At 63.2% G+C, this 22761-nt stretch carries 15 protein-coding genes; 7 read left to right on the top strand and 8 right to left on the bottom strand.

Annotated elements, in window-relative coordinates:
* Positions 1-39: 39 nt before the first annotated feature.
* Positions 40-1171, top strand: a protein-coding gene (gene prfB / locus J6497_RS08300) for a peptide chain release factor 2 (protein ID WP_225703773.1) whose coding sequence is annotated in 2 segments (ribosomal slippage) — positions 40-108 and positions 110-1171 — 1131 coding nt in all. Because the reading frame shifts where the segments join, the coding sequence is not laid out codon by codon here.
* A 23-nt stretch (positions 1172-1194) separates the two neighbouring features.
* Here prfB and J6497_RS08295 read toward each other — a convergent pair.
* Positions 1195-3339 (bottom strand): carbamoyltransferase C-terminal domain-containing protein, encoded by a 2145-nt coding sequence (locus tag J6497_RS08295; protein WP_225703772.1) that lies wholly within the window; start codon positions 3337-3339, stop codon positions 1195-1197.
* A 183-nt stretch (positions 3340-3522) separates the two neighbouring features.
* Between J6497_RS08295 and J6497_RS08290 the strand changes: the two genes are divergently transcribed.
* Positions 3523-4746 (top strand): ABC transporter substrate-binding protein, encoded by a 1224-nt coding sequence (locus J6497_RS08290; RefSeq protein WP_376708186.1) that lies wholly within the window; start codon positions 3523-3525, stop codon positions 4744-4746.
* 14 nt (positions 4747-4760) lie between these two features.
* On the opposite strand, the gene J6497_RS08285 is transcribed toward J6497_RS08290, so the two are convergent.
* Together J6497_RS08285 and J6497_RS08280 are read right to left on the bottom strand one after the other, a co-directional pair.
* Positions 4761-6116 (bottom strand): M23 family metallopeptidase, encoded by a 1356-nt coding sequence (locus J6497_RS08285; RefSeq protein ID WP_225703771.1) that lies wholly within the window; start codon positions 6114-6116, stop codon positions 4761-4763.
* 99 nt (positions 6117-6215) lie between these two features.
* A complete protein-coding gene (locus J6497_RS08280; RefSeq protein WP_225703770.1) occupies positions 6216-6920 on the bottom strand; it encodes a peroxiredoxin in 705 nt (234 codons plus the stop codon).
* 228 nt (positions 6921-7148) lie between these two features.
* Here J6497_RS08280 and J6497_RS08275 point away from each other — a divergent pair, with 228 nt between their 5' ends.
* Entirely contained in the window at positions 7149-10865 is a 3717-nt protein-coding gene (locus J6497_RS08275) for an AsmA-like C-terminal region-containing protein (protein ID WP_225703769.1), read from the top strand.
* Between the two features lie 12 nt (positions 10866-10877).
* Here J6497_RS08275 and J6497_RS08270 read toward each other — a convergent pair whose 3' ends face one another.
* From J6497_RS08270 to tyrS, 4 genes are all read right to left on the bottom strand, one after another.
* A complete protein-coding gene (locus tag J6497_RS08270) occupies positions 10878-12665 on the bottom strand; it encodes a CYTH and CHAD domain-containing protein (RefSeq protein WP_225703972.1) in 1788 nt (595 codons plus the stop codon).
* Positions 12666-13152: 487 nt separating this feature from the next.
* Positions 13153-14850: a methyl-accepting chemotaxis protein gene (locus J6497_RS08265; RefSeq protein ID WP_225703768.1), complete on the bottom strand. Its 1698-nt coding sequence runs from the start codon at positions 14848-14850 to the stop codon at positions 13153-13155.
* A gap of 102 nt (positions 14851-14952) precedes the next feature.
* The gene (locus J6497_RS08260) at positions 14953-16194 is read right to left on the bottom strand and encodes an MFS transporter (RefSeq protein ID WP_225703767.1); all 1242 of its coding nucleotides are present in this window, start codon (positions 16192-16194) and stop codon (positions 14953-14955) included.
* A 55-nt stretch (positions 16195-16249) separates the two neighbouring features.
* Positions 16250-17506: a tyrosine--tRNA ligase gene (tyrS, locus tag J6497_RS08255; RefSeq protein ID WP_225703766.1), complete on the bottom strand. Its 1257-nt coding sequence runs from the start codon at positions 17504-17506 to the stop codon at positions 16250-16252.
* Positions 17507-17670: 164 nt separating this feature from the next.
* On the opposite strand from tyrS, the gene J6497_RS08250 reads away from it, so the two are divergent.
* Together J6497_RS08250 and J6497_RS08245 are read left to right on the top strand one after the other, a co-directional pair.
* A complete protein-coding gene (locus tag J6497_RS08250) occupies positions 17671-18774 on the top strand; it encodes an anhydro-N-acetylmuramic acid kinase (RefSeq protein ID WP_225703765.1) in 1104 nt (367 codons plus the stop codon).
* 88 nt (positions 18775-18862) lie between these two features.
* Complete coding sequence (locus J6497_RS08245) at positions 18863-19540, top strand: glutathione S-transferase family protein (RefSeq protein WP_225703764.1); 678 nt, start codon at positions 18863-18865, stop codon at positions 19538-19540.
* Positions 19541-19659: 119 nt separating this feature from the next.
* On the opposite strand, the gene J6497_RS08240 is transcribed toward J6497_RS08245, so the two are convergent.
* Positions 19660-20307, bottom strand: coding sequence for an alpha/beta hydrolase (locus tag J6497_RS08240; protein ID WP_225703763.1), 648 nt, complete (start codon positions 20305-20307; stop codon positions 19660-19662).
* Between the two features lie 350 nt (positions 20308-20657).
* Between J6497_RS08240 and J6497_RS08235 the strand changes: the two genes are divergently transcribed.
* Both J6497_RS08235 and J6497_RS08230 read left to right on the top strand, forming a co-directional pair.
* Positions 20658-21812, top strand: coding sequence for a cysteine desulfurase family protein (locus tag J6497_RS08235; RefSeq protein ID WP_225703971.1), 1155 nt, complete (start codon positions 20658-20660; stop codon positions 21810-21812).
* A gap of 93 nt (positions 21813-21905) precedes the next feature.
* Positions 21906-22761, top strand: an 856-nt coding sequence (locus tag J6497_RS08230) for a SufD family Fe-S cluster assembly protein (protein ID WP_446479923.1), incomplete at its 3' end; no start/stop codon positions are given.

Genomic DNA, 22761 nt, shown 5'->3' with positions numbered 1-22761 from the left:
ATCCCTCACAAGACATTCATAATTCAGACCAGAAAGACCATGCGCGCGGAAGTCGAACGCCTTGTTGAAGAGATCAAGCAGTCGGTCGGGCTGCTGAGGAGGCATCTTTGACGTCGAGAAATCGACGGCACGGCTGGCCGAGCTGAACAAGCTCGCCGAAGATCCCGATCTCTGGAACGATCCCCAGAAAGCCCAGAAGCTCATGCAGGAGCGCACCTCGCTGGAGGATGCGCTGTCAGGCATCAGCAAGGTCGAGCGCGAGCTCGAGGACAATGTCGGCATGATCGAGCTCGGCGAGGCCGAGAACGATGAGGGCGTTGTCGCGGAAGCCGAGAAGGCGCTCAAGGACCTCAAGAAGGAAGTCGCCCGGCGCGAGCTGGAGGCGCTGCTGTCAGGCGAAGCCGACAAGTTCGACTCCTATCTTGAAGTCCACGCCGGCGCCGGCGGCACCGAGAGCCAGGACTGGGCCGAGATGCTACTCCGCATGTACACGCGCTGGGCGGAGAAGCATGGCTTCAAGGTCGAGTTTCTGGAAGAAACCCAGGGCGAAGAGGCCGGCATCAAGTCCGCGACCATCCAGATCAGCGGTCACAATGCCTATGGCTGGCTGAAGACGGAAGCCGGCGTGCACCGCCTGGTGCGGATATCGCCATTCGATTCGAATGCGCGTCGGCACACCTCGTTCTCGTCGGTTGCGATCTTTCCAGTCGTTGACGACAGCATCAAGATCGACATCAAGGAATCCGATGTGCGCACCGACACCATGCGTTCGGGTGGTGCGGGCGGCCAGCACGTCAACAAGACCGAATCCGCGGTGCGCCTGACGCACATCCCGACCGGCGTTGCCGTGGTCTGCCAGGCCGGCCGCTCCCAGCACAAGAACCGCGCGCAAGCGTGGGACATGCTGCGCGCCCGGCTCTACGAGATCGAATTGAAGAAGCGCGAGGAGCAGGCCGCCGCCGATCAGGCCGCTAAGACCGATATCGGCTGGGGTCACCAGATCCGCTCCTACGTGCTGCAGCCCTACCAAATGGTGAAGGACCTGCGCACGGGCGTGCAGACTTCCGACACTGAGGGAGTGCTCGACGGCGACCTCGACGAGTTCATGGCGGCCACGCTGGCGCAAAAAGCTTTCGGCACGACGTCGGGCGTGATCGAGGACGTCGATTAAAGGAGCGCGCCGTTTCGGCTCACTCATGCAACTGGTTGCGCGCTCTTCCATTCCGACAACCATCCTGTGAACCGGCCGCTGTTGCGCTCGCCGCCATGCCAAGCGGCGTACACGGTCCCATTGCTTGCGACCATGATCACGGCGTCCAGCCCCTTGGAGCGGCGCAGCGTCTCGATGGCTTGGCTTGGCGTCTGCGCGATCGGACCTGCGACGTTGAACGAGGTGTTGACCGACACCTCGACACCGATGCGGCGGCCGAGCGCCTTGAGATAGGCATGGGTGAGGGGATCGTCGCTCTCACGCACGATCTGGATGCGGCCGGTGCCGTCGGCGTGGATAACGGCCGGGATCTTGTCGCGCGCGTGCGGCTTCGATCGCGCGGTCAGCACCATGTAGCTATAGGCGTTGTAGTCGTCGTCGGAGGCGCTGGGCAGCAGCTCGAAATAGTGCTGCGCCGCCTCCAGCGTCGCCATCGGGGCCAGAGGTCGGATCGCCTCGCGATATTTTACCCGCTCGTTCAGGCGCTCGCGCGTGCCGGGATCGCAGGGGTTGGCGAGGATCGAGCGATGGCCGAGCGCGCGCGGCCCGGTTTCGGCTGCGCCCTGATAGATCGCGATGACGCCGTTCTGCGCCACCGTGAACGCCATCAAGTCGGCGATGGCGTCGCGTCCCTCAGGCGTCGAGATGTCGCCGATCCGCTGCGAGGCGATGTCGTCCACCTTCAGCGCGGCCGCGATGTCGTCGGAGGTCGGCGGCGTGCCGCAGTAGAACGCATGCGTCATCGGCAGGCCGCGCGGAGCGCCGGCGAGATGCGCGAACAGCCAGCCGGCGCCGATGGTGACGCCGGGGTCGCCGGGCACCGGCGGCACCCACAGATGCAATTGCGCGCGCCGGCCCTGCGCATTCGCAAACCACGTCTCGTCGAAATGCTCGATCAGCCGCATGTTGCCGACGGCGTTGAGTGCGACGCCGCCGGTCAGCACCAGCCGACGAGCGCCGGTCAAGCGCAACAGATGATCGACGACGTGGATCATCGCGTCCTCGAACACGAGCTGCGTCGCGGCGGCCTTGTCGAGGCGATCCTGGGTGTCGGGGCGATGTTTGATGTCTTCGACGCGCAACACCGCGTCGGGATTCCAGAGTTGATCCGGCCTCAGCGGTTCGCCGAGGATTTCGGTCAAAGCGGCCTTGTAGGGATGATCGAACGGGTCGGAGTACCAGTTCGCCATCGCGCGATTGAGCCAGACTTCGCCGTCGGCGCCGAGATGCAGCACCTTGCGCAGCCGCCGATAATAGGGATTGCTCGAGCGGCTCATATCGCCCCAGGCGGCCGCACCCATGTAGCGACCTTCGCAGGACAGCCAGGTCCAGCCGCCCTGGGTCGAAGCGATCACGCTGTAGAACGCGCCGAGTGAATCGAACATGCTCTCGTTGCAGTAGAGCCGGCGCATCGCGCCGTTCTCGACGACATAGAGCGAGATCGAGCCGAGATCGCCGGTGCCGTCGAGCACGGCGATGGCGACCGGCTTGCCGTCATCCTTGAACGGAGAAGCCGCAAACGAGAACCAGGCATGGTTGTCGTGGTGGGGCAGGCAGATCAGCGGCACGCGCTCGGCAAGCTTGAGCTGGCGGGCGAGGATCTTTGGCGTCCGCGTCATCTGTTCGAGGCGGCGGCTGTCGAAGCCGGCGGCCTCCGTGGTGCGCAATAATTTCAGGCTTTGCGGCAATTCTTCCAGCACCGAACGCGCCAGCGTGCCGGCGAGCGTCGGATAGTCCCAGCTTGTCAGCCAGGCGTCGATCGCACCGACATCGCGTCCCATGCCTCGCAGCGTCGCGACAGCCGCGTCGATCGATTTTTTCGGATATTCCGTGGTGTGCTTGTTGCCGGAAAAGCGTTCTTCCTCGTTGTTGACGATCAGGCGCGGGCCGTCGCGTTGTGTCACCTCGACCAGTGCGATGCCGGAATTGTGCGTGCCGGGAGGGCCGAGGCCCGCGAGATAAACAGTCTCGCCGCGCGCGAGCTTGTCGCGCACGGCGGCAATCCGCGCATTGGCGAACTCGGAGCCGAGCTGATGGAAGCCTGCCGCTCCCATCGTCTTCGCGGCCAGCCATCGCGCCGCACGAAAGCCTGCGGCGGCGAGCCTGCGATGTCGCGGACCAATTCGCATATTCAGTTCCAAGTCGAGCGCCCCTGCTATTGGGTGATCGCCAGCATCAATCACAATTGGCGTTGCACAACAATGCTGTTTCGTCGCGCGGAATAAGTGCGCGCTTGCAGGGTCGTGGAGGCCTTGCGACACTCCGGCAATAACAAAGTCGAAAGAACAAGGGAGAAAACAATGCTGCCGCGGATGCAGACGCTCGTGGTGCCGACGGTGTTTACCGTCGCAATGGTCCTCGTGACCGTGGCCAACGCCCAGAAGAAATACGACTCCGGTGCCAGCGACACAGAGATCAAGGTCGGAAACATCATGCCCTATAGCGGGCCTGCCTCATCCTACGGCGTGATCGGAAAGACCGAAGCCGCATATTTCAACATGGTCAATGCCGATGGCGGCATCAACGGACGCAAGATCAATTTCATTTCCTACGACGACGCCTATAGCCCGCCGAAAGCGATCGAGCAGGCGCGCAAGCTGGTCGAGAGCGACGAAGTGCTCCTGATCTTCCAGCCGCTCGGCACGCCTTCGAATTCGGCGACCATGAAATACATGAATGCCAAGAAGGTGCCGCAGCTCTTCGTCGCCTCCGGCGGCACCAAATTCAGCGACCCCAAGAATTTGCCGTGGACGATGGGCTTTCAACCCAACTACCAAAGCGAGGGAAGGATCTACGCCAAATACATCCTCACGCATTTTCCAAACAGCAAGATCGCCGTGTTCTGGCAGAACGACGACGCCGGCAAGGATCAATTCAAGGGCCTGAAGGATGGGCTTGGCGATAAGGCCAGCATGATTGTCGCCGACAAATCCTATGAGGTGAGCGATCCCAGCGTCGATTCCCAGATCGTCGCGCTGCACGATTCAGGTGCCGACATCTTTTTCTCCTGGGCCGCACCAAAAGGCTCGGCGCAGGCGATCCGCAAGGTCGGAGAGCTCGGTTGGAAGCCGAAATTCTTTCTTGCCAACACCGCAACCTCGGTTGCGTCGGTCCTGAAGCCGGCCGGCCTGCAATACGCGAAAGGCATCATTTCCACAGCCTACCTGAAGGATCCAACCGATCCCACCTGGAAGGACGATCCTGGCGTGCAAGCCTGGCGCGCATTCATGGACAAGTATTATCCCGATGGAGACAAGGCCAATGCGAACAATGTCTATGGTTATGTCCAGGCGCAGGCGATGGTTCAGGTGCTAAGGCAATGCGGCGATAATCTCACGCGCGAGAACGTCATGAAGCAGGCTGCCAACCTGAAGAATTTCCGCTCGGACTTGATGCTGCCGGGTATCATGGTCAACACCGATCCGGACGACTATTTCCCCATCGAGCAGATGCAACTGATGCGATTCAACGGCGAGGCCTGGGAACTGTTCGGCGACGTCATCACCGGCGAGGTCGGCCACGAGGCTTCGCGCTGAATGTCCGCGGCACGTCAGCCCGCGCTCAGGCGCACGCCGGCACGGAGGAATTTTTGCGGATCGACCGCGTCGCCGTCGATCCGCGTTTCGTAGTGGAGATGCGGTCCGGTCGAACGGCCGGTCGAGCCGACGGCGCCGATCACCTGGCCGATCTTGACGGTTTCGCCGACCTTGACGTTGATCTCCGAGAGATGGCCGTAGCGGGTCGAGAGGCCATTGCCGTGATCGATCTCGACCATGCGGCCGTAGCCGCCGGCCCAGCCCGACGACACCACCTTGCCGTTGGCGGTGGCGCGGACGGGATCACCCATCGCGGCGCGAAAATCGAGGCCAGTATGCATCGCAGGGCGGCCGAGGAAAGGATCGGTGCGGACGCCGAAGCCTGAGGTGAATTCGACTTCGCCGATCACGGGCTTGCGGTAAGGCACCAGTGCCAGCGTCGCATTCAAGCGCTGCATCTGCGCACGGGTGATATTGATCCGGTTGAGTTGCCGCTCGAACGGGCCGGCGTCGGCGGGCAGCTTGACGGGCACGAAGGGACCGCCGATGGCCGAGCGCGGGGTCGCGGCTTCAAGCTGCGACATGCTGAGGCCGAGATCGGTGATCACGCCGCGCATCCGTCGCACGCGCGATTCCATGGTTTCCTCGGCTGAGCCCAGCGCCGCCATCTGGCGGCGCTCCACCTGGTCGAGCGAGGTCTGCAGGCGGACCAGGACATTGTCGACGCCCTGGAGCTTGGCGAACTGGTTCACCGGCGGTGCGGTCTTGATCGGGGCGCGGGATTCCAGTCGCGCCTCGCGATCCGGCGGCGCCACGAAGATGACGGTGTCGCTGATCGGCGACGGTTTCGGCGTTGCCGCCTGCTCCGGCGCGGCGTTGCGCGCGGGCGGACGAATCGAGCCGGTCGTCGCGACATCCGGCATCGAGCCCAGCGCGGTGGCGCGGGCTTCGAGCGCGGTCTGCCGGCGCATGATCTGCTCGAGCCTCTGGTCGAATTGCTCCTGGTCCAGGAGCTGCCGGCTGGTGGTGCGATCGATCTTGGCGCGCAGTTCCGCGATCCGGTCTTCATAGGCGAATTGCATTTCGGCCTGGCGGGCGAGCAGCCGGGTCAGGACATCGTCGCGGAACGCAAAATAGGTCGCGGTCGCCGCCGACCATATGCCGAGCAGGACCACCGAGCCGACCGCCGCCCAGAACAGGACTGGGCCAATGCGGACCTGCTTGCCGGCATGTGCGAGGGTGTAGTCGTTCGCCGGCCGCGCGGTCGCGACGGGCGCTGCATGGGTCGCCGGGCGGCGAGGGGACGCCCGCCCATGTTCTCGTGGATGATGGTGATGGTCGACATGGTGACTAGAACGATAGGACGACATCGGCACTCCCGCGCCGGTCGGATCAAGTTCCGTACGGCCTCAGTTCGGGAGCGATTTGAGCCGGTCATGGTTAATTTTCCGAAAACGGAACCCGGTGAGTTAGAGCGATCGGGCCGCGGCAAGGACCTCGTCGGCATGGCCGTCGACGCGCACGTTGCGCCAGATCCTGGCGATCCGGCCGTTGGCATCGACCAGAACCGTGGTGCGAAGAATCCCAAGGAAAGTCCTGCCATACATCGATTTTTCGCCCCAGGCTCCATAGGCCTCCAGCATCTCATGCTGCTGATCCGAACCCAAGGGAATGGCAAGCTGATGCTTGTTCCTGAACGATTCTTGCGCCTTCACCGTATCGGCGGAGACGCCGAGGATCTCGGTGCCGCTCTCGGCAAAGGCATCCTTCAGGCGGGTGAAATCAATCGCCTCCTTGGTGCAGCCGGGTGTGTCAGCCCGCGGGTAGAAGAACAGCACCAGTTTCTTGCCGGCGAAATCGGTGAGTGAAACCTCACCGCCGCCGTCGCGGGTCAGACGGAAATCAGGCGCCTTGGCGCCCTCGACCAGGGCGATCGATTTGGTTGCAGCCGATGCAGCGGAGTTTAACGATTTCGATGCGTCCTTGTGGGACGCTTTAACAGGAGCGGCCTTCGCCGCCTTGCTGGATTTCTTTGCGACCGCCTTGTGCGCCTTTGCCGCGGGCGGCCTGACCGATGCGACGGCTTTGCTGCGGGATGCCTTGCCCGGAGACGCTTTGGCCGGAGACGATTTGGCTGTGGTCTTGGAGGATTTCTTGCGCGTTTTCTTGGACATACGCCTTCCTTTCGTCGCTTTCCGCGGCTCAACCATTGAATCAGTGCGGGTCTTGTCCCCAGCGATCGGATTTGCGCCGGCTGCTGGGCAAGTTTGATGGCGCCGGAGTATGGTCACAAGGATTTCGACGCGTCATCCGTCCGCTCGCCGAGCCAGCCTTCGAAAGTTCGCTCAAATGTTCACTTGGGGCTGACGGCGAGTAACAGTATTAATCGAGGATTGGCAGCGATGCCGGCACAGGAGCGCTCGATATGGATCGACGGGCGCGCCTTGGGCGGCGATCAACCTCAACGCCTGCACCGAGAGGCAATGGCAAGGAATTCGTCGTCTCAAGGATCGCTCCAAGGCCACAGCCCGAATCCGCGTACCGACGCGCCTTACTGCGGCTGGGACGACGAAACCGGCTGGGATGAGCATGACGAGGCGGCCGGCCATCGCGCGCGGCGGCTGTTGTCGCGCTCGGATTCCAGCCTGCATCGGATCGGCGATTTGTTCGGCGCCACGTCGCGCCGGGTTCACGGCGCGCGCTGGGTCAAGCGCATCGCCCTGGTGCTCGGCGTGGTGGCGGCGATCTTCATCGGGTGCTTTGGCGCGCTGTGGTGGCGGCTGGGAGCGGGGCCGATCAATCTCGACATGGCGACCCCGTGGCTCGCGGCGGCGATCGAGGACAATATCGGCCACGGCAACACGGTCGAGGTCGGCGGCACCCAGATCGAGCGCGCCGGCCACGTCCGGATTGCCGTGCGCATCCGCGACATCATCGTGCGCGACCGCGACCATGCGATCGTCGCGAGCGCTCCCAAAGCCGAAGTCAAGCTGTCCGGCACCGCGCTGCTGATGGGCCAGCTCCGCGCCGAAAGCCTCAACCTTGTTGATGCCGAGCTCGCGATCCGGATCACGCCGGACGGCTACGTGAGCGTTTCTGCCGGCGATACGGCCAAGCCGCTCGCAACCGGTGTCGCTTCCAAGCACGAGGCGGGCCTGCCGCCGACTTTCGCGCGGGAGACGCCACCACCGCCGCTGTCGCCGCCTTCCTCGCGGTCCATCAGCGTCCCGGCGCCAGCGGAGAGCGCGCAGAGCGGATTGCTCGCCGGCCTCGATTGGCTCGACAGCCTCAGCATGACCGGCCTCGACGGCCAGAACCTCAACGAGATCGGCCTCAAGAACGGCAACTTGATCGTCGACGACCAGCAGCGCGGCAGCAAATGGACCTTCGAGAACATCAGCCTGAGCCTGCGGCGGCCGAGCGGCGGCGGCGTGGCGCTGAGCGTCGGCGAAGAGGGCGCCCAGCCGTGGTCGCTGCGTGTCGCGGTCGGGCCACTCAAGGATGGCGTGCGCGCGGTCTACCTGCGGGCCGACAAACTGCAGGCCGCCAATATCCTGCTCGCGCTCAGGGTCAAGGATCTCACCTACAACGCCGAGCTGCCGCTATCCGGCGAACTGAAGGGTGAACTCGGTCGCGATGGCCTGCCGACCTATCTCCGCGGCAAGATCACCGCCGGCGCCGGCAAGCTGATCGACACCGACACGCCCGACTATCCGATGCCGATCGACTCGGCGGAAGCGAATCTCGAATGGGACGCCGGACGCCGCGTGCTGCTGGCGCCGTTCAAGATCATCTCGGGCGACAACCGGGTCACGCTGCTTGCCCATCTCGAGCCGCCCAATGACGAGGTCAACGACTGGCAGCTCGGCCTGAGCGGCGGCACGATCCTGCTCGGCGGCATCGACAATGAGCCGCCGCTGATCTTCAACCGCATCGCGGTTGGTTTCCGTTTTGACACCGACAAGAAGCGCGTGCTGCTGACGCAAGCCGATATCAGTAATGGCGAGATCGGTATCGCCGGCACGGGCAGCATCGACTATTCGGGCGAACCGCGGCTGCAGCTCGGTTTTGCCGGCACGCCGATGTCGGCCTCGGCGCTGAAGCGGATCTGGCCGATCCTGATCGTGCCGGAGTTGCGCGAATGGGTGATCGACCGGATCGAGCGCGGCACGCTCCAGCGCATCGAGGTCGGCGTCAATTCGCCGGTGCGCAACCTGTCGCGCAAGGGGCCTCCGATCCCGGATGAAGGGCTTGCGGTCAACATCATCGCGAGCGGCGTGGCGGTACGTCCGGTGGACGAGATGCCCGTGGTTCACGACGCGGACTTGCGGGCACGGGTGACCGGCCGCACCGCTACCGTCAACATCACCCAAGGCATCGCCGACACGCCGGGCGGGCGCAAGATCACGCTGTCGGACTTCACCTTCGAGGTCCCCGACATGGTGCCGAAACCCCCGCCGGCGAAGATCAGGTTCCGTGTCGACTGCTCGGTCCCGGCCTGCGCGGAAATCCTCGCCTCCGATCGACTCAGCGATGTGTCGGGGACGACGTTTGTCGATCCCAATGCGAGCAAGGGAACGGTGTCGGCCACGATCAATCTCGGCCTGCCGGTCAAGGGCGTGCTGACCAAGGAGGACACGACCTATGCCGTCACCGCCGATCTCGGCGGCGTCGCGATCGACAAGGTGGTGATGAACCAGAAGCTCGAAGCCAACGCGCTGAAGGTCGTCGCCAACAATGCGGGCTATCAGGTCAAGGGCGACGTCAAGATCGGCGGGCAGCCGGCTTCGCTGGATTACCGCAAGCCGAGCGAAGGCGACGCTGACATCCGCCTGCAGTCGACGCTCGACGATGCAGGCCGCGCACGGCTCGGCCTCGATCTCGGGTCCGCAGTGAGCGGCGGGATCCCGGTCAAGGTCGTGGGCAAGATCGCGAGCAGCAGCGATCACGACAGCAAGCTCGGCGTCGAGGCCGATCTCACCCAGCTCAGGGTCGACAACGTCCTGCCAGGCTGGGTCAAGTCATCAGGCAAGTCGGGCAAGGTCACCTTCAATGTGGTGCAGAAGCCGCAATCGACGCGCTTTGAGGACATTGTCGTTGAAGGCGCCGGCGCCTCGATCAAGGGATCGGTCGAGGTCGACCAGAACGGCGATCTCATGAACGCCAACTTCCCGACCTATTCGCCCTCGGAAGGCGACAAGACCACGCTGCGCGCCGATCGCGGGCCCGACGGCGTCTTGAAAGTCTCGATGCGCGGCGACGTGTTCGACAGCCGCGGCTTCCTCCGCTCGGCGATTTCCGGCCGCGACGATCACAAGAACAAGACCAGGAACATCGACTACGACATCGACCTCAAGCTCGGCGCGGTTGCCGGCTTCAATGGCGAAGCGTTGCGCAGCGTCGATGCGAAGGTTTCCAAGCGCAACGGCGCCATCAAGAGTTTTGCGCTAGCGGGCAAGATCGGGCGCGACACACCCGTCACCGCCGATCTGCGCGGCCGCCAGCAGGGCCGCGAGGTGGTTTACCTGCAAACCAACGACGCCGGCGCGTTCTTCCGCTTCACCGATTTCTATTCCAAGATCGTAGGCGGTCAGCTCACGCTCGCGCTGGAGCCGCCCGCGGCGGAGCCGAGCCCCAAGGAAGGGCTGATCAACATCCGCGACTTCTCCGTCAAAGGCCAGCCCGAGCTCGAACGCGTGGCTGCGGGCGGACCACCCGGTTCGACCGGCGGCGTCGCCTTCAGCGCTTTGCGCGCCGAGTTCACGCGGCAGAGTGGAGTGCTCACGATCCGCGACGGCGTCGTGAAGGGGCCGTCGATCGGCGCGACCATCGAAGGCAGCATCGACAACATCGCCAATCAGGTGCGCATGAGCGGCACCTTCGTGCCGATGTACGGGCTGAACAACATGTTCGGCCAGCTGCCGGTGATCGGCCTGGTACTCGGCGGCGGTAGCAATGAGGGCCTGATCGGCGTGACTTACGAGGTCGTGGGAACGCCGGCGCAGCCAGTGCTGCGCGTCAATCCGATCTCGGCGATCTTTCCCGGCGTGACGCGGAAGATCATGGAATTCAACACCGGCAAGCAGAACAACTCGATAGATTTCCCGCCGAACAACTGAGCGGGCGGCCGATCACGCCTCTGCACCCCTCAACCAGGGTGCTTTCGTTTTCCTGAAATCCCGCCACGTGTCTCGCAGGCGGGCCGCAACGCCGATCGATGCATGCGCCTGCCAGCCGGCGATCGCGGCTGTGGCTGTGCCGGTCTGTGAGAGCTCGCCACCGAGCTCAGCGAAAAGGCCGTCTGTGATCGCCATGTCGTTATAGGAACCAAGTTCCTCCTGTAGGTCGGCCAATCCGCGAGAGAACCGCCTGACCGACTTTCGGTCTCCATACAGCGGTAACAGGAAGTCGGCGACGTAGCGCAATCTCTTCGCCGCGAGTCTCAATCGGTGCAGTTTTTCCGCCGGAAGTGACTTGAAGCGACGGCCGCGCTTGAGCACTCTCGCATATTGATCTGACAGGATGCGTCCGGCGAAGTTGATGGCGGGATCGGCCAGTCGGCCGAGATCTTCGGGAGCGACGCCGCTTCGCCAACCCCTGGCCTCAATCCAGCCGCCGAGGCTGATCAGGAAACGCGAGCATCGGCGGTCAGCCAGCGCGAGACGTACATTCTGATAGGCGGACAACCGGCGTTTCTCTACAACCTGTTCCAGGACATCAAAGCCCGCTACCGAAGGACAGGCCTGCGCGATGGTTGGCAGGGTTCCCCGTTGAAACATATCCCAGTCACGCGCCGCGGAAAGATTTCGCGCCAGCCATCTTGCTTCCGACCGGAGCGAGTCGAGATTGTTCAACGGCCCAACGGACCGCATCAGATCCAGCGCCGCGCGAAGGCGGCGCAGCGACACGCGAAGCTGATGGACCCCCTCGGGATCACGACCGTCCTCGGCGGCCGACAGAGACCCAAGAAGATGGTGAAAGCAGGAGCGCACGATCTTTGCGAAGGCCTCATCGAGGGAAATTGACGGATCGAGACGAAGCTTTCGCGGTTTCCGCACCTCTGGAGGCGCCTCAGCCGCAAGGTCAAAGCCGCGCGCCGACTTGCTGCGGATTGACGGTCGCACCGGACCATAGTCCGCCAGACGAAGCGCGAGGTCGTAGATTGCGCTGGCGCTTCCACCCTTGAGCTCCAACTCAATCTCGCCCACGGGCATCGATCGATCGCCTGATTTCAGCAATCCCTGATCGAAAGCGACCTCGATCGTTCCGGATGGCAGCTCGACAATCCGCGCGTGCCGGTGGATATCCGCAGTGAAGACGGCCTCAAGCTGATGACGTCTCAGATCCGCGCGAAGTTTGGGCGGGATGAACGGCATCGCCAGTTCGACATCGGGAGCAATCGATGGAACGTTCGCTTCCCACTCGCCGCGCCGGAGCGGATCGTCTGCGCATTCGGCTTTCACGGTTTGCACGAATCTCGCGCCGCTCTGGCGAACCCGCAGGCTTAGTCCGTTTCGTCTCAGCGTCCGCTCGGGCGTATCGTAGTAGGCGGACTTGAGGTGCTTTCGCGTGCCCTTGTTGCGTGCATTCGTCGCGATAATCGGAGCGGCGTTGAAACCCGCCATGCGATTGGCGTCAACAACAAGCTTGAGTTCGATCTCATCGCCGGGAGACGCGGCAGCCTTCCGCACAGGGATTTCTGACGCTACATCATCACGCTGACGCTGCTCCTCCCGGAGCTGCGCTTCCTGAAGGGGGGCCTTCGGCGATTCCTGCGAGTGGGGCTCCGCAGCGTCATGTTGCCCGGAGGCAACAGGGCCTTCCGGTCTTTTATTGTGCTGCATGGCCGGGGCGCTATCGAGCCCGTGCATCGCGCGTGCACTTTCCCGGGCAGGGGTCTGCGTGTCGGCTTTTGACATGTGAGATTGTGACGGTTGGGTGACAATTCGATAACATATCGCATTGCTATCGAAAAGGAAGAGCAACATCAATCTACCCGGAGAGATCATCTGCTTGGATGAGCCAGATCAAACTGGGGCTCTCGCCCTCGAATCTTTCAGTCTCGGGCGCAAGTCCGATCACGGCATTGGCATCGCTGCGGGGGGCTAATGCCCCGTCTTCACCACGATTTGGGGGCGTAAATCCTGGGAACACCGAGCGAAGCATGGGCAGGGCAGCGCCAATGACAGCTCAGTTCCATAAGACGACAGAAGAGGAGTACGAGGAGCGGCTTCGCAACCTCGTCCGCGTCGTTTCAGCCTGCACCTTGGGGCTTTGGTCCTTTGCTGCGGGCCTCCTGATCGGGACCTTTCTTCTGTTTTGAACAGTCGCGGACGATTGCGCGTCAGACAATTTGTCGGCGCAAACGTCACCATTTCACGCAGCAATAGACCGTGGGACGCGGGCTCACGCGGCGCGTACACCGGCAAGGAAGGTCGAGACCTCGCCGGAGAGCTGTTCGGCCTGCTTGGACAGGTTGCTGGCTGCGGCGAGAACGAGGCCCGCGGCGTTGCCAGTCTCGTTGGCCGCTGCGCTGACGCCGCCGATATTGGTCGTAACCTCCTTGGTCGCTTCCGCCGTCTGCGACACGCTGCGCGCGATTTCGGCCGTGGCCGCGCCCTGTTGCTCGATCGCGGAGCCGATCGACGTCGCGATCGTACTGACTTCCTCGATCGTGGCGGTGATCCCGTCGATCGCCTCGACCGCCTCCTTGGTCGCGCCCTGGATCTGCGCGATGCGCGTGCCGATCTCCTTGGTGGCCTCCGCGGTCTGGCTCGCCAGGCTCTTGACCTCGGCTGCGACCACGGCGAAGCCACGGCCGGCTTCACCGGCACGCGCAGCTTCGATGGTAGCGTTGAGCGCCAACAGGTTGGTCTGCTCCGCAATGCTGGAGATCAATTCGGCGACGTGCTCGATCTGCTGGGCGCCATCGGCAAGCGCGCGCACGATGGTATCTGTGCGGCGTGCGCTTTCGACGGCGCGGCCGGTGATATTGGCCGACTGAGTGACCTGACGGCTGATCTCGGAGATCGAGGAGGACAATTCCTCCGCAGCCGAGGCCACGGTCTGAACGCGGGAGCTTGCCTCCGTTGCCGCCGAGCCGACCACCGAAGCGCGATGATTGGTGCCCTCGGCGGTTGAGGACATCGATTTTGCGGTGGTTTCCAGTTCGCTGGATCCCGAAGCCATCAGTCCGACAAGCTGGCCGACCGACGCGTCAAAGTGATCGGCGAGGGCGATCAGGGCGTCGCGCTTTTCCTTCTCGCTCTGCTGCTTGGTCGCAACCTGTTCGGCTTCCAGCGCCCGTGCGGTGATTGCGGTTTGCCGCAGCACCTCCAGCGTTTCCGCCATGCGGCCGATCTCGTCACGGCGGCCGGTCTCCTCAACCGCTTCGTCGAGCGAGCCTTCAGCGATGCGCTGCATCCGGTTCTTCTGACGCTCCAATGCACCCACGACGTCGCGGGCGATCAGCCACGACAACAGCCCCATCAACAGCATGAGACCGCCGCCGATTGCGCCGAGCTGCAGCAGCATTGCATTCATGTCGGCGTCGATGTCATCGACATAGAGCCCGTAGCTCATGACGATGTTCCACGGCTCGAACGCGCGAACATAGGTCATCTTTCGCGCCGGCACGGTCTGCCCGGGGCGGGGATAAAGGTAGGATGTGGTGCCGCCTTCCGGGCCCTGCCGGGCAGCAGCGATCTGGGCGTCGGCGATCAGGACGCCATTGGCATCCTTGGTGCCGTTGATCTTGCCTTCGAGCTTGGGATTGGCCGCATTCAACAGCAGCGACGTATCGGCAACGTTGTAGGCGTTCGGATATCCCTGGCCGTTGTTGAACGTCATCTTCCGGCCGCGCTGGCGAAACTGCTCCTTCGCCTCCGCGACAGTCATCTTTCCGGCGGCAACGTCCTCCTGCAGCGACTGCGCCACGCCGTGGAGCAGGTCGACCGCCGTCCGCATCTGTGCGACGCGATCGTCCAGCATGCGGTTTCGGTTGATCCAGGCCGCTCCCGCAACGATCGCGAAAACAGTCAGTGCCGCGAGAGCCACCATGCTGGCGAGTTTGGTGCGGATCGTCAGTCGGCTGAGAAGGTTCATTGCGGCCTCTGCAGGAATCATTTTCCCCTGAGGCGTAACAGAAACTGTCTTACCAATCGTGAATACGGTATGCCATCAAAGGATACCTTTGAGACGCCGTGATCAGCGGCGCAACGCTGGCACCACCAGGAACGGAATCATTCCCACGATCACGCTGACCAGCGCGAACGCGATCACCGGATTGTAGCTGTGGGTGAAGTCGTGGATGAGGCCGCCAGCCCAGGAGCCAAACGCGGAGCCAAGCCCGCTGCCGATCGAGATCGTGCCATAGATCGTGCCGACCCGCTTGCCGCGGAAGATCTTCATCGCGGTGGCCGTGAGCAGCGGCCCGCGCGAGCCGATCATGCTGCCGAAGGAGACGACGAAGCCGGTCAAGAGCCAGAAGTTCGGATACCACTGCAACAGCCAGAGCAGGATGATGCCGAGGATCGAAACCGCGTAGCTGAACAGGACGGACGGCCGCCGGCCGATGATGCCATCGAGTTCGGACACGCCAAGCATGCCGAACAACAGCACCACGCCGCTGAAGCCCCACGCGGTCGCGGCCTGCAGCGGCGGAAAGCCGGCGTCGATCAGATAGGCCACGATCTGTGCCGAGATCGCATACATGCCGATCGCGGTGAAGAAGAAGGTCGCAAACAGCGCCCAGAAGGCGTGGTGCCGCATCGCGCCGAGTAGCGTCCAGCCTTCGTCGATGATGTCGAGGTCGGTCTTCTTCACCACATGCGGCGAGCCGCGCGAGAACCGACGCCATGGCAACAGCAATAGCGGCACCAGCAGGCATAGCACGGTGATGCCAAAGATCTGGTAGGCACCGCGCCAGCCGACGCGATCGATCAGGAGCTGCGAGGCCGGCAACAGCACGAGTACGCCAGCCCCGGTCGCGGAATAAACGACTGCCATCGCGGTCGGCAGGCGAGGGCCGAACCAGCGGCCGAGCAGGATCGAGTTCGGCACATTGCCGATGAAGGCAATCCCGATACCAACGCAGAGGCCGATGGTGAACTGCAGTTGCCAGAGATATTGCGCATGCGCGGCGACCAGGAACGAACCGCCGAGCAGGAGCAGTCCCAGAGAATAGACGGCTCGCGGTCCCGAATGGTCGAACAGGCGGCCGATCAGCGGCGCTGTTAGTCCGCCCGCAAGCCAGGTCAGCGAATAGACCGAGACGATCTGAGCGCGATCCCAGCCGAAGCTTTCGGAGATCGGCTTTAGAAAGACGGTGAAACTCTCGCCGAGGCCGCGGCCGATCAGTGCGAGCGCAAAGCACAGCGCGAGCACGGTGAGCGCGCCGCGCGCCGGCGGCTTCGCTGCGGTTTGCTCCCCAGGCGTGTTCTTGTTCATGAGAAGAGGGAGCGCGTTTCCGCGCCTCCTCGCAAGACGCAAAAAGCGAATGCGCCTATGCAGCCTTCAACAGGACATGCCGCTTCTTGCCCAGCGACAGCTTGATCACGCCCTCAGCGGTGAGGTCGGACGGCGTCAGCACCATCTTCTCGTCGGTGACGGCAACGTCGTTGACGCGCAATCCGCCGCCTTTGATCTGGCGTCGCGCCTCGCCATTGGAGGCGACGAGGCCGGCCTTCACATAGGCCGCCAGCACGCCGATTCCGGCATCCAGTTCGCCGCGCGGAATTTCGACCGTGGGCAGCGTCTCCGCCAGCGCGCCTTCCTCGAAGGTGCGTCGCGCGGTCTCGGCGGCCTCAACGGCGGCATCGCGGCCGTGGAGCAGAGCGGTCGCTTCCGTCGCCAGCACCTTCTTGGCCTCGTTGATCTCGGAGCCCTGCAGTGCCTCCAGCTTGCCGATCTCGCTCATCGACAGCGTCGTGAACAGCTTCAGGAATCGTCCGACGTCGGCATCTTCCGTGTTGCGCCAGTATTGCCAGTAATCGTAGGGGCTGAACTGGTCGGCGTTCAGCCAGACTGCACCGGCTGCGGTCTTGCCCATCTTGGCGCCGGAAGCGGTGGTCAACAGCGGCGTCGTCAGCGCGTAGAGCTGATGGGTGCCCATGCGGCGGCCGAGGTCCACGCCGGTCACGATGTTTCCCCACTGATCGGAGCCGCCCATCTGCAGATTGCAGCCGTAGCGACGTGCCAGTTCGACAAAGTCGTAGGACTGCAGGATCATGTAGTTGAATTCGATGAAGCTCATCTCCTGGTCGCGATCGAGGCGGAGCTTGACCGAATCCATAGAAAGCATGCGGTTCACAGAGAAGTGCCGCCCGATGTCCCGCAACATCTCGATGTAATTGAGCTTGGTCAGCCACTCCGCATTGTCTGCCATCACGGCGTCGGTCTTGCCGTCCCCGAACGTCAGGAAGCGTTTGAAGACGTGCTTGATGGATTCCTTGTTCGCGTCGATTTGTTCGATGGAGAGGATCTGACGGGTTTCGTCCTTGCCCGAGGGGTCGCCGACGCGCGTGGTGCCGCCGCCCATCAACGTGATCGGTTTGCCGCCTGCGGTTTCCTGCAGCCAGTGCAGCATCATGGCCGACAGCAAATGGCCGATATGCAGGGACGGGGCCGTGCAGTCGTAGCCGACATAGGCCACGATATCTCCCTTGGCCGCGAGTGCGTCGATGCCCGCGGCGTCCGACACCTGATGAATGAAGCCGCGCCACTGGAGCTCATTCATAAAACCTGATTTAAATGCAGTCATCTGTCGGCAGGCCCAATCATTCTTATTTTACGGTAATTGCAGCCAGTTGGGGAACCCTGACCAAACAGGCTGCCGCCGCAAGGCGCGCTGTGGCATTATAAGATGTGCTTGTTTGATACAAGTCGGGCGTCAGGGCAGGGCAAAGGGGCGTCGAAGGCACACGGATGATGTTGACCGCACTCGGTCTGATGAGCGGGACCTCGCTCGATGGGGTCGACGTTGCACTGATCGAAACCGACGGAAAGCAGGTCAAGTCGTTCGGGCCGTCCGGCTACCGGCCCTACACTAACGCCGAGCGCAGCCTGCTGCGCCAGGCGCTGACCGAGGCCGTCCATCTATCGTACCGCGACGCCCGGCCCGGGATCTTGGCCGAGGCCGAACGTGCCGTGACACTGGCGCATGCCGAGGCGGTCGCCGCCTTCACCGCGCAAAATCGCATCACGCCCGAAGAGATCGACATCGTCGGCTTCCACGGCCAGACGGTGCTGCACCGGCCGGAGCGAAGGTTGACGGTGCAGATCGGCGACGCCCCGGCGCTGGCGAAGGCGATCCACATTCCCGTGATGCATGATTTCCGCGCGGCCGATGTCGAGGCCGGCGGGCAGGGCGCGCCGCTCGTGCCCGTCTATCACCGGGCGCTTGTCCAATCCCTGCCGCGCGAGGGGCCGACCGTGGTGGTCAATGTCGGCGGCGTCTCCAACATCACCTATATCGACGGCAGTGACACGCTGATCGCCTGCGACACCGGTCCCGGCAACGCGCTGCTCGACGATTACATGTTCCGCGTGATGAGCCAGCCGTTCGATTGTGACGGCCGGTTCGCCGCCCAGGGCAAGGCCAATGAGGCCTGGATTGCGGGCGCGCTGGAATTGCCGTTTTTCGCGCTGCCGCCGCCGAAATCGCTGGATCGTAATGATTTCGCCGCGTTGAAGCTCGGGGACGTCGCGCCCGCGGATGGCGCGGCGACGCTGACCGCCTTCACTGCGGCTGCGATCGCCCGCGTGGTGCCGCTGCTGCCGAAGGTGCCGAGGAGCTGGATCGTCGCCGGGGGCGGCGCGCGCAACCTGACCATGCTGCGGATGCTGCGCGAACGGGTTGCGCCTGCGACCGTCGAAGCGGCTGATGCGCTCGGCTGGTCGGCGGATGCGATCGAGGCGCAGGCCTTTGGCTTCCTCGCTGTGCGCGGAATGAAGGGCTTGCCGCTCAGTTATCCCGCCACGACCGGGGTACCGATCCCGATGACCGGGGGCGTCATCGCGCGACCTTAGCCGTTAGATGCAATTGCATCCATCTTGACGGTTTCATGCAAATGCATTTAAATGAGCGTGCGTGCATGAAACTAGCAAGGAGTGCGCCATGGCCGCCGCGTTGAAACTGATCAGCCACAAGCTCTGTCCCTATGTGCAGCGCGCGGTGATCGCGCTCACGGAGAAGGGCGTCGCCTTCGAACGGATCGATATTGATCTCGCCAACAAGCCGGACTGGTTCCTGAAGCTATCGCCGCTCGGCAAGGTGCCGGTGCTGACCGTTGCGACCGACAAGGGGGAGGTGGCGCTGTTCGAGAGCAACGTGATCTGCGAATATATCGAGGAGACGCAAGCCGGTGCCAAGCTGCATCCGCAGGATCCGCTTTCGCGTGCCGAACATCGCGCCTGGATGGAATTCGGCTCCGCGATCTTGAGCGATCTCTGGGGCCTCGAGATCGCCACGGACGCCGCGACCTTGGAGGCCAAGCGCCAGGCGGTCGCCGCCAAATTCACGCGCGTCGAGGCGGCGCTTGGCTCGGGCCCATTCTTTGCGGGCGAAAGGTACAGTCTGGTGGATGCAGTGTTCGCACCGATCTTCCGCTATTTCGACGTGTTCGATGAGTTCACCGAACTTGCGGTGTTCAAGGGCATGCCGAAGGTGCAAAGGTGGCGCGCGGAGCTGGCGAAGCGTCCGAGCGTGAAGGCCGCGGTCGGCGCCGACTATCCGCAATTGCTGCGCGCCTTCCTCAAGCAGCATGACGCGCATTTGTTGAAGCTTGCGGCGTAACGCCACAGCGTAGGATGGGTAGAGCGAAGCGAAACCCGTCGGCTTGGCGACACGCGGCCCGAATGATGGGTTTCGCTTCCGCTCTACCCATCCTACGAGTCGCCACAAGGACGGCGACGTCAGCGCACGTTGGCGAGACGCATGTCGAGATAGCCGGTGACTGTTTCCATGAGCGGCTCGAGCTTGCCGTCGAAGAAATGGTTGGCGCCGGGGATGACCTGCTGATCGATCACGATGCCCTTCTGCGTCTTCAATTTCTCGACCAGCGTGTTGACGTCCTTGGCTGGCACCACCGCGTCCTTGTCGCCATGCACGATCAGCCCGGAGGACGGGCAGGGTGCCAGGAACGAGAAGTCGTAGAGGTTGGCCGGCGGCGCGATCGAGATGAATCCTTCGACCTCGGGCCGGCGCATCAGAAGCTGCATGCCGATCCAGGCGCCGAACGAAAAGCCCGCGACCCAGCAGGCGCGCGCCTCGGGATTGATGCTTTGCGCCCAGTCGAGCGCGGAAGCCGCATCCGACAATTCACCGGCGCCGTGGTCGAACGAGCCCTGGCTGCGGCCGACTCCGCGGAAGTTGAAGCGCAGCACCGAGAAGCCGCGATGCGCGAAGGCGTAGTAGCACTGGTACACGATCTGGTGATTCATCGTGCCGTGAAACTGCGGGTGCGGATGCAGGATCATGGCGATTGGCGCGTTCTTCTGTTTGGCCGGGTGGTAGCGGCCTTCGAGACGGCCCGCCGGGCCGTTGAAAATAACTTCAGGCATCCGTGATCCCTTGAGTGATCCTACGCTTGACCATTGATTGGCGCTGGGCAATCAACCGAGTTGTGCTGACTTCATCGGCCCCCGGCAGACAAAGTGGCTGGACTACCGCGATCGGCGTCGTCAGGCGGCTTCCCGCGAACGAACGACGCCTCGGTTGGTTTTTGAGGCCCGCGTTCTAGCATGAGGCGAGGGGCAAAAAGCAAGCATCTTGAACATCGCCAAGCGTGTTCAATGCGTTAGCGGGTGATTGCGGGCCGCGCCGCAATCACCAACTGGCATAACGCCGGCAGGACTCGAGCCAAGATTGCAGGCGATAACCCGGAATCAGGTTGAAGGTATTATATTACTCCATGACGGACCGCGTCTATCTCGACTGGAATGCGACCACGCCGCTTCGCGCTGAGGCAAAGGCAGCAATGGCGGCGGCATGGGAGCTTTGCGGCAATCCGTCCTCGGTGCATGCCGAGGGGCGGCAGGCGCGACGACTGGTCGAGGACGCCAGGAGCGCGATTGCTGCGGCGATCGGCGGCAGGGCGCAGGATGTCGTGTTTGCCTCAGGCGGTACGGAAGCGAACGCGCTGGCGTTGACGCCGGGGCTACGACGCGGCGGAGGCAAACCTGTCCAACGGCTGCTGGTGTCAGCGATCGAGCATGTTTCGGTGCTATCAGGCGGGCGCTTTGCGGCTGAGGCGATCGAAACGGTCGCGGTGACGCCATCAGGCGTGCTCGACCTTGATGACCTCCACAGTAAGCTCGCCGACGGTTCGCCGGCCCTGGTGTCGGTGATGCTGGCCAACAACGAGACCGGCGCGCTGCAGCCGGTCAGGGAGGCTGCCGAGACCATTCATGCCACTGGTGGACTGCTTCACGTCGACGCAATTCAGGCCTTCGGGAAGATTCCTTTCGACCTCCGGTCATTGGGGGCGGATCTGGTGACGCTGTCCGCGCACAAGATCGGCGGCCCCAAGGGCGTCGGGGCGTTGATTCTGGTGGAAGGCGTGGAGAGGCTCGAGCCGCTGCTGCGCGGCGGCGGCCAGGAGCTCGGGCGCCGTGCCGGTACCGAGAATGTCGCCGGCATCTCGGCCTTTGGCGCGGCTACCAAGGCCGCAATAGCGGGTCTCTCAAACGATATGGCCCGCGTGCGCGCTCTAAGGGACCGCCTTGAGGCCGGCCTGAGCGGAGTTGATGGTATTATAGTATTCTCAAACGGTGTGCCGCGGCTGCCCAACACCACGCTGTTCACCTCCCCAGGCCTGAAGGCCGAGACAGCCGTGATCGGCTTCGACCTCGCCGGTATCGCGGTATCGTCCGGTTCCGCCTGTTCCTCGGGAAAGGTCCAGCCGTCGCACGTGCTGGCCGCCATGGGATTCCGTCCGGACCTCGCCCAGGGAGCAGTGCGGCTTAGTCTTGGCTGGTCTACATCCGCAACAGACATAGATTTGGCCGTAAAGGCTTGGCGAAAGCTCGCCAATACCTTACTTAGAGGGGGACGAAACACAGCTTGAACGGTTCTAAGCGAGTTTTTCGTCCACTAAGCAACCGTACGACTCCTTAGAACTGATCCACCGCGGTCCTTGAAACCGCGAGCGGAGGATTGAATGCCTGCTGTACAGGAGACGGTCGACCGTGTCCGACGGATCGACGTCGATCAATATCGATATGGGTTCGAGACGCTTATCGAATCCGAAAAGGCCCCCAAGGGGCTCTCGGAAGATATCGTCCGCTTCATCTCAGAGAAAAAGAACGAACCGGCCTGGATGCTGGAATGGCGCCTGGACGCGTATCGCCGCTGGCTGACCATGACCGAGCCGACCTGGGCGCGCGTCAACTATCCCAAGATCGACTACCAGGATCTCTATTATTACGCGGCGCCGAAGCCGAAGAAGACGCTGTCGTCGATCGACGAAATCGATCCGGAGATCCTCAAGACCTACGAGAAGCTCGGCATTCCCTTAAGGGAAGTCGCGATCCTTGAGGGCGTCGAGCCGCCTCCGGGCGGGGAGCCATCGGAGCAGCGCAAGATCGCGGTCGATGCCGTCTTCGATTCGGTGTCGGTGGCGACCACCTTCCAGAAGGAACTGAAGAAGGCCGGCGTGATCTTCATGCCGATCTCGGAAGCGATCCGCGAGCATCCTGAACTGGTGCGGAAATATCTCGGCACCGTTGTGCCGACGTCCGACAACTTCTTCGCCACATTGAACTCGGCGGTGTTCTCCGACGGCTCGTTCGTCTACGTGCCGCCGGGCGTGCGCTGCCCGATGGAATTGTCGACCTATTTCCGCATCAACGAGCGCAACACTGGCCAGTTCGAGCGCACGCTGATCATCGCCGACAAGGGCTCTTACGTCAGCTACCTCGAAGGCTGCACCGCGCCGCAGCGCGACGAGAATCAGTTGCACGCCGCCGTAGTCGAGTTGATCGCGCTCGATGACGCCGAGATCAAATATTCGACGG

The organism is Bradyrhizobium cenepequi, from assembly GCF_020329485.1.
GTDB classification, from domain to species: domain Bacteria; phylum Pseudomonadota; class Alphaproteobacteria; order Rhizobiales; family Xanthobacteraceae; genus Bradyrhizobium; species Bradyrhizobium cenepequi.
This window is presented reverse-complemented; position numbering and strand designations above follow the sequence as displayed.